The organism is Myroides odoratimimus (genome assembly GCF_030326305.1).
GTDB lineage: Bacteria > Bacteroidota > Bacteroidia > Flavobacteriales > Flavobacteriaceae > Flavobacterium > Flavobacterium odoratimimum_A.
Genome location: NZ_JACAKB010000032.1, coordinates 23,186 through 32,524, shown reverse-complemented (window position 1 = coordinate 32,524; position 9,339 = coordinate 23,186). Strand labels below are relative to the sequence as shown.

Here is a 9,339-nt window from a genome sequence, read left to right as displayed (position 1 = left end):
ATAGTGGTTACGGTCTCAAATGATCTGACAATTTCAGAAATATCAATTACTTGATTCTCTCCTTTTGAGTCTAAGTATTTAAATACAAAAACTCCATTTTCCTCTACATAGGTTACGTTTCCTAAGGGAAGAGCATTGTTGAAATATTGATTTAGAGTCTCTTGAACTTCTTTGTTTTCAATTATCTCATCAAAATTATTAATAACATCGCCTACAACATCGATAGTAACCTTACTATTCGCTTCGTTTGTATAGATATACTGACCTGTATTAACACCATTGTCTTGTAATGGAACAATAGTGGTTACGGTCTCAAATGATCTGACAATTTCAGAAATATCAATTACTTGATTCTCTCCTTTTGAGTCTAAGTATTTAAATACAAAAACTCCATTTTCCTCTACATAGGTTACGTTTCCTAAGGGAAGAGAATTGTTGAAATATTGATTTAGAGTCTCTTGAACTTCTTTGTTTTCAATTATCTCATCAAAATTATTAATAACATCACCTACAACATCGATAGTGGTTTGACTACCATCCTCTGCTGTATATATGTACTTTCCACTACCTTGATTTACTAAATCCGTTAATATATTAATATCTTTTAATGGAACAGATACAATATTCTGATTAGAATCTTTTAAATAAAGTGTTTGATTAGTGTCATTTACCGCAAGTTCTTCATTTTTAAAAACATTGCTATAAATATCGTCTTGATCTGTTATTATACGTACCCAACTATTCTTAAACCAATAATAATACCCCGGTTTAAGCTCTTTATTTTCAGTAGTATTAAAAACTAATAGACTATTAGTTACGTTTCCATTATTAACAAAAGAATTATCCGTTAATGTTGTTAAAGGTATTCTTGGTATCAAAACTCCTTTTAAATCATCTATAGGAGCTAACACTTCAAGCATCGCAGACTTATCCGGAGTTCTTGTACCTATTCCTACTTGTGCCATTGCGAAACTTGACATAAATAGAAGTGATAGAGGTAGTACTTTTCTTTTCATAAATTATTCTATTTTATAATTCTTTTTTACAAACTAAATCTTAATAACAAGAAAGTTTATTATACTTATAGAAACTAACACCAAGAATAAATTCTTTTTTAAGTCTTAATAATTCTAAAAACACACTTCCTTTTTATAAAAAACACAAATATTATGCCAAACTAATACCTAAATAAAAAGTTAACGATTAAACAAGAATCTAAAGCTAGAGTTAAGCAAATCATTTTAAATGATTTGTAATTTAGTCGAGTACATCTAAACACATATGAAATAATTCTAACACAAAATTATCTCATAAGCATTATTACTTTTAAAGCTTATCAAATCTTTTATTATTAGGATTAAGCTTAGTGAATTACTATCTATAACTGGAATTAAACTTATTATTATATTAAGATATTTCTATATCGGAGAATCTTTTATAGCTAACAAACTATCTATTAGATATGACAAAATGAAACTATTCAATTACTAAAAAGCAACAAAACAAGGCTAATAAGAAGCCCTAACTATCTATAGCCCCTTCGGCCTAGATTAAAACTTTTTAATTAATTAAAAAGCTACTTAGTTTAAAACTAAGTAGCTTTTTTTTCCATTTTTAATTTTAAGGAATTTGGTAATTTACATTTGTATTCTCTTGAGCATATTTAATTGCCCAGGTCAATGTATTGGCATACAATAGACTATTAAATACAGTTACACCTCCATTATAAGATTTAGAGATTGGCGTACCTCCTGATGTTATAGCCGCTGGCCAGATTGTAGTTGAATTATTACTCGCGCTTCCTGCTGTCCATCCAGAATCGCCTATATATACATAACCTAGAGAATTATGCTTTAAAAACCATGAACGAGTTGTATTACCTTCTTGGTGAATAAAACTTTGGAATTCAATTGAGTACCCTGTAACATAATAAGAGTTATTTACATCACTTCCTGTATTTTTCCCCCTTACATCTCCAAATGGTCCATTTAAAATTGGATCATCTACATTTAAAATTGGATTTATATAAGTTTGTCCAGTTCCTGACGCTGCAGTATTAGCTGAAAAAGCAATCGCATTTATCAAATCTCTTGTAGAAGTTGCGCCATTTTCTTGTGAATGAATCAATACTCCTTTTTTATTTTTTACAAAATTTTCTAATACAGTTATAGAATTAGCATCAGGTTGATAATTATATCCAATAACAACTATGTCAATTTTATTACTATTAATGTTGTTCTTTAAGGTATTTCCTTGTCCAGTTCCTCCATTAAAAATCGTTATACCTTCCATCTTTACAGTTCCATTAGGCCCAAAATTACCTAAAGCTTGTGGAATTGCTCTTGATGCTTCAGATCCACTTGCTGTTGCAGGTTGGTAGGCACCACCTCCAAGACCAAGAATATTCATTTTTCGATATAAATATTCAATATTTCTATTACACGTATTCGCTCCTACTGAACTATTTGTTGTTATAGTGTAGCGATGAATTCCTCCCGTAACTGGAGTTCCTGTAGCGGTTAAAACAACTTCTTGCGTACCTGTTATTGTAAAAGTACCACTTGCAGAGAATGTTACGCCATTAACCGTATTGGTAGAAATAGAATAAGTACCTGGATATTGAACATTAACACTTAATAACATTTTATTATCAGCATTCATTGCAATATTTGGTGCATATGATCCCTCTACTTTAATAGATGAACACATTAAATTATAGGCTACTGGTTGAGCATCTACTTTTACATTAAAAGAACAAGCTGATATCATTCCATTAGCTGATTCTAAAGTAAAAGTATGATCTCCCGGAGTAGTTGGTGTACCAACTGCTGTTAATACAACATCTCTTACTCCAATACTATCAAAAGATAAAGGTCCAGAAGTAAAATGAATTCCCGCAACAGTATTAGTACTTATACTAGTCTCACCAGTTGCTTGAACATCTACTTTAATAGTTACAGTATTTAATGAAGTCACAGCCTCATCCTGCTTATAAACTCCTGCTATAATTACTTGGGAACAATCAACCCCATATTTAATTGGCTGTACTGTAACATCTACTGTACAAGCAGCTGACATCTGATCTGAATTGGTTGTAAAAGTAAACGAATTAGTCCCTGAACTAATAGGTGTTCCTGTTCCTAACAACTCTACGGTCTGCTCTCCTGTCTCTGTAAAATTACCAGTTCCTCTAAAAGAATAACCATTACTTGTATTGGTTGTTATACTCCAATATCCAACAGAAATAACATTAACTTTTAAAACTAATTTATGTGTATTAGTCAATCTTTGTCCAATCATATAAACTCCTTCAATAGAGGTCTGTGGACATAGTATACTATAATTAACATTAGCTCTTTCTACAAAAATAAATGTCTCACAGTTACTCTGTCCATTATTTAGTAAAATAGTTAATTTATCACCTTGATTTCCTGTGTCATAACCATTATTAGGAGTACCAATTCCAGGAAGAATAAGATTATATGTACCTACACTAGGAAATGTTCCACTAGTTGTAAAATAATATCCGTTCTCTGTTGTGGCTGTTAATTCATAAGTTCCTGCTTGAGTTACTGTTACAGGTATCGTCAAAAAGTTTGAAGAATTCAAAAACTCTCCTTGTTTAAAGTTTCCATTTACTTTTATTGAGGAACATTGTGTTACTTCAAATACAGCCGGTGGCGGTGTCCCACATAAACTCAACCATGTATCTTGAGCTGTACTCCAATAATTAAAACACCCTGTTGTTCTATTGTAAATCAATAAACCATCGGTTCGATTCGCTACAGTTATTGCATCTCTTTGTTGCGTTGTTAAACGAGGGGCTAAAAAACCTTTATTAACACTCTCTAACTCTAATACAACCCCTGGATTAGGAGTGGCACTTGTACCTGATATTGTCCCATCTTTAATTTTAGTCATATGGGGTTGAGCTAAACTTGAAAAAGCTGTAAAAAGAAATATCAATAACAATGAAAGCTTATATTTCATATTTCTATATATAGTGGTATTATAACTCATAATCTAAAAATTTAGTTTTTATTTTTCAAATCCAACAATTCCTTTTCTAATTGTTCTAATTTTTGATAAAATTTCACATTTATCATCTCTAATTCATTTATTTTAGTTTCCTTTTCCTCTAAAACATTAATCTTTTTTAACACTTCAAGATTTAAAGCCTCTAACTCTTTTATCCTTGCTTCTTTCTGCTCTAACTCTTTATTTTGTTCAATCATATGCAAATACAGCTCTTCTGTTTTCTCTAAAAGTTGTATAGAAAGCTCAGAAACATTAATTGCATAACCTTCTTCTGTTTTCTTTAGTTCATGAATCGGAGTTATACCAGGTAAATGACGATTTTTCTCAATAAATTCCGCTATAACATCTAATTCCTTAAACTTATAATCATATTTAAGTTTTGAATAACCATCAAAATAGTTTTCAAATACATAATCAGCATAATAACTATTAACAGCTGTTATACTTCCATTGACTCTCAATTTTTCATTTGGTGCATCAGAAGGTTCTGTAAAACCTATTCCTACCCAACCTCTTGTATATATATCAGATGTATTAGATGTTGCTACTTTATGTGTTTTAGAATCATACCAAGGATGTTTATTTATTGTTTCTAAATCAATTGTATGAACAATTTGTTTTTCATCAGTATACAATAGAGAATTTGTATTTGCATCAAACTCTAACTTAGTTAATGACTCTCCATCTCCAACTAAATCGGTTAATTTTAAGTTTGTTTGTTCTCCCTTTTCATTAGTATAGGTTAAAACATGAGCTATAGGATCGTAAACTAAAGTTGTAAGTGTTTCGCTTCCCTTAACCAATACTTTGATATCAATAGGGTTCAAATTCCCATTTTCATCTTTATATGTTAATGTATAAATGTCAATAATTTCACCACTTTCTTCAGTTTCTTGTGTTTTTACATTTTCTAATGTTGTCAAAGTTTCATGACTTTTTACTAGACTTGGAATATTGATATTCGTTGTTGTATTATTTTCACTTGTATAAGTAAATACATCATCAACATTAACTAAAGTAGTTATAGTCTCATTGGCTTTAACTACAGCTGAGATATTCAAACTAACAGTATCGCCATCTTCATTTACATATGTAAAAGAATTGCCATCATAGTAAACATTTCCGCCTACTGTTTTAATGATCTTATTTAAAACCTCTTGAACATCAGTGTTGTTGATAATAGTCTCAAAGTTGCTAATTACATCCGCTTGAACATCAATTAAAGCTGTTGCTCCTGCCTCATTAGTATATGTGTACTTGCCGTTACCTGCTGCATCTTTAACTAAAGTAGTTATAGTCTCATTGGCCTTTACTACAGCTGAGATATTCAAACTAACAGTATCGCCATCTTCATTTACATATGTAAAAGAATTGCCATCGTAGTAAACATTTCCGCCTACTGTTTTGATGATCTTATTTAAAACCTCTTGAACATCAGTGTTGTTGATAATAGTCTCAAAGTTGCTAATTACATCCCCTTGAACATCAATTAAAGCTGTTGTTCCTGCCTCATTAGTATATGTGTACTTGCCGTTACCTGCTGCATCTTTTACTAAAGTAGTTATAGTCTCATTGGCCTTTACTACAGCTGAGATATTCAAACTAACAGTATCGCCATCTTCATTTACATATGTAAAAGAACTGCCATCATAGTAAACATTTCCGCCTACTGTTTTAATGATCTTATTTAAAACCTCTTGAACATCTTTGTTGTTGATAATAGTCTCAAAGTTGCTAATTACATCCGCTTGAACATCAATTAAAGCTGTTGTTCCTGCCTCATTAGTATATGTGTACTTGCCGTTACCTGCTGCATCTTTTACTAAAGTAGTTATAGTCTCATTGGCTTTAACTACAGCTGAGATATTCAAACTAACAGTATCGCCATCTTCATTTACATATGTAAAAGAACTGCCATCATAGTAAACATTTCCGCCTACTGTTTTAATGATCTTATTTAAAACCTCTTGAACATCGGTGTTGTTGATAATAGTCTCAAAGTTGCTAATTACATCCGCTTGAACATCAATTAAAGCTGTTGTTCCTGCCTCATTAGTATATGTGTACTTGCCGTTACCTGCTGCATCTTTTACTAAAGTAGTTATAGTCTCATTGGCCTTTACTACAGCTGAGATATTCAAACTAACAGTATCGCCATCTTCATTTACATATGTAAAAGAATTGCCATCATAGTAAACATTTCCGCCTACTGTTTTAATGATCTTATTTAAAACCTCTTGAACATCAGTGTTGTTGATAATAGTCTCAAAGTTGCTAATTACATCCCCTTGAACATCAATTAAAGCTGTTGTTCCTGCCTCATTAGTATATGTGTACTTGCCGTTACCTGCTGCATCTTTTACTAAAGTAGTTATAGTCTCATTGGCCTTTACTACAGCTGAGATATTCAAACTAACAGTATCGCCATCTTCATTTACATATGTAAAAGAATTGCCATCGTAGTAAACATTTCCGCCTACTGTTTTAATGATCTTATTTAAAACCTCTTGAACATCAGTGTTGTTGATAATAGTCTCAAAGTTGCTAATTACATCCCCTTGAACATCAATTAAAGCTGTTGTTCCTGCCTCATTAGTATATGTGTACTTGCCGTTACCTGCTGCATCTTTAACTAAAGTAGTTATAGTCTCATTGGCCTTTACTACAGCTGAGATATTCAAACTAACAGTATCGCCATCTTCATTTACATATGTAAAAGAATTGCCATCATAGTAAACATTTCCGCCTACTGTTTTAATGATCTTATTTAAAACCTCTTGAACATCTTTGTTGTTGATAATAGTCTCAAAGTTGCTAATTACATCCCCTTGAACATCAATTAAAGCTGTTGCTCCTGCCTCATTAGTATATGTGTACTTGCCGTTACCTGCTGCATCTTTAACTAAAGTAGTTATAGTCTCATTGGCCTTTACTACAGCTGAGATATTCAAACTAACAGTATCGCCATCTTCATTTACATATGTAAAAGAACTGCCATCGTAGTAAACATTTCCGCCTACTGTTTTAATGATCTTATTTAAAACCTCTTGAACATCTTTGTTGTTGATAATAGTCTCAAAGTTGCTAATTACATCCCCTTGAACATCAATTAAAGCTGTTGCTCCTGCCTCATTAGTATATGTGTACTTGCCGTTACCTGCTGCATCTTTAACTAAAGTAGTTATAGTCTCATTGGCCTTTACTACAGCTGAGATATTCAAACTAACAGTATCGCCATCTTTATTTACATATGTAAAAGAATTGCCATCGTAGTAAACATTTCCGCCTACTGTTTTGATGATCTTATTTAAAACCTCTTGAACATCAGTGTTGTTGATAATAGTCTCAAAGTTGCTAATTACATCCCCTTGAACATCAATTAAAGCTGTTGTTCCTGCCTCATTAGTATATGTGTACTTGCCGTTACCTGCTGCATCTTTTACTAAAGTAGTTATAGTCTCATTGGCCTTTACTACAGCTGAGATATTCAAACTAACAGTATCGCCATCTTTATTTACATATGTAAAAGAATTGCCATCGTAGTAAACATTTCCGCCTACTGTTTTAATGATCTTATTTAAAACCTCTTGAACATCTTTGTTGTTGATAATAGTCTCAAAGTTGCTAATTACATCCGCTTGAACATCAATTAAAGCTGTTGTTCCTGCCTCATTAGTATATGTGTACTTGCCGTTACCTGCTGCATCTTTAACTAAAGTAGTTATAGTCTCATTGGCCTTTACTACAGCTGAGATATTCAAACTAACAGTATCGCCATCTTTATTTACATATGTAAAAGAATTGCCATCGTAGTAAACATTTCCGCCTACTGTTTTAATGATCTTATTTAAAACCTCTTGAACATCGGTGTTGTTGATAATAGTCTCAAAGTTGCTAATTACATCCGCTTGAACATCAATTACAAATTCTGTCCCTGCCTCGTTTTTATACGTATACTTGCCGTTACCTGCTGCATCCTTAACTAAAGTAGTTATAGTCTCATTGGCTTTAACTACAGCTGAGATATTCAAACTAACAGTATCGCCATCTTCATTTACATATGTAAAAGAATTGCCATCGTAGTAAACATTTCCGCCTACTGTTTTAATGATCTTATTTAAAACCTCTTGAACATCTTTGTTGTTGATAATAGTCTCAAAGTTGCTAATTACATCCGCTTGAACATCAATTAAAGCTGTTGTTCCTGCCTCATTAGTATATGTGTACTTGCCGTTACCTGCTGCATCTTTTACTAAAGTAGTTATAGTCTCATTGGCCTTTACTACAGCTGAGATATTCAAACTAACAGTATCGCCATCTTCATTTACATATGTAAAAGAACTGCCATCATAGTAAACATTTCCGCCTACTGTTTTAATGATCTTATTTAAAACCTCTTGAACATCAGTGTTGTTGATAATAGTCTCAAAGTTGCTAATTACATCCCCTTGAACATCAATTAAAGCTGTTGTTCCTGCCTCATTAGTATATGTGTACTTGCCGTTACCTGCTGCATCTTTAACTAAAGTAGTTATAGTCTCATTGGCCTTTACTACAGCTGAGATATTCAAACTAACAGTATCGCCATCTTTATTTACATATGTAAAAGAATTGCCATCGTAGTAAACATTTCCGCCTACTGTTTTAATGATCTTATTTAAAACCTCTTGAACATCAGTGTTGTTGATAATAGTCTCAAAGTTGCTAATTACATCCGCTTGAACATCAATTACAAATTCTGTCCCTGCCTCGTTTTTATACGTATACTTGCCGTTACCTGCTGCATCTTTAACTAAAGTAGTAAGTATATTTAGTTTATCTATATCAATTGTCACATAATGTCCTCTTGTATCATATAATACTAATACTTTATCTTCAACAACAAATCTACTATTTAATCTATCTATAGATAAATCATCATGCTCTGTTAGCAAACGAGTCCAGCTATCCTTTTTCCAATAGTAATAACCTGGTTTTAATTGCTCATTATTTGTAATATTATAAACCAATAAACTCTCAACATTTCCATTACTTATTGTTGTATTATCCTTAAGACTTTTCAACGGTACTTGTGGAATTAACATACCTCTTTTATCAGAAGATATCTCAAGCTGAGCCGATAGATTAGGGGTTGCCGTTCCAATTCCAACCTGAGCATAACTTATTGCACTAGTGCAAAAAACACTGAGTAAAATCCATTTTTTTTTCATATAACTAGCTATTTTATTATATTATTAAGTGCCAAGACCTAATTTTAGGTCTCTAGATATTAGAACATTTCCCTTGTTTTCAAAGTAATAT

2 protein-coding genes and 1 pseudogene are annotated in these 9,339 nt (G+C 32.1%); all 3 read right to left on the bottom strand.

The window, feature by feature from the left end; genetic code table 11:
* Nucleotides 1-1,016 (bottom strand): annotated as a pseudogene (locus tag HX049_RS16050) (hypothetical protein); the annotation flags it as partial.
* A 604-nt stretch (nt 1,017-1,620) separates the two neighbouring features.
* The gene (locus tag HX049_RS16045; RefSeq protein WP_286417115.1) at nt 1,621-3,921 is read right to left on the bottom strand and encodes a hypothetical protein; all 2,301 of its coding nucleotides are present in this window, start codon (nt 3,919-3,921) and stop codon (nt 1,621-1,623) included.
* A 110-nt stretch (nt 3,922-4,031) separates the two neighbouring features.
* Complete coding sequence (locus HX049_RS16040; RefSeq protein ID WP_286417113.1) at nt 4,032-9,248, bottom strand: beta strand repeat-containing protein; 5,217 nt, start codon at nt 9,246-9,248, stop codon at nt 4,032-4,034.
* Between the last annotated feature and the right edge of the window lie 91 nt (nt 9,249-9,339).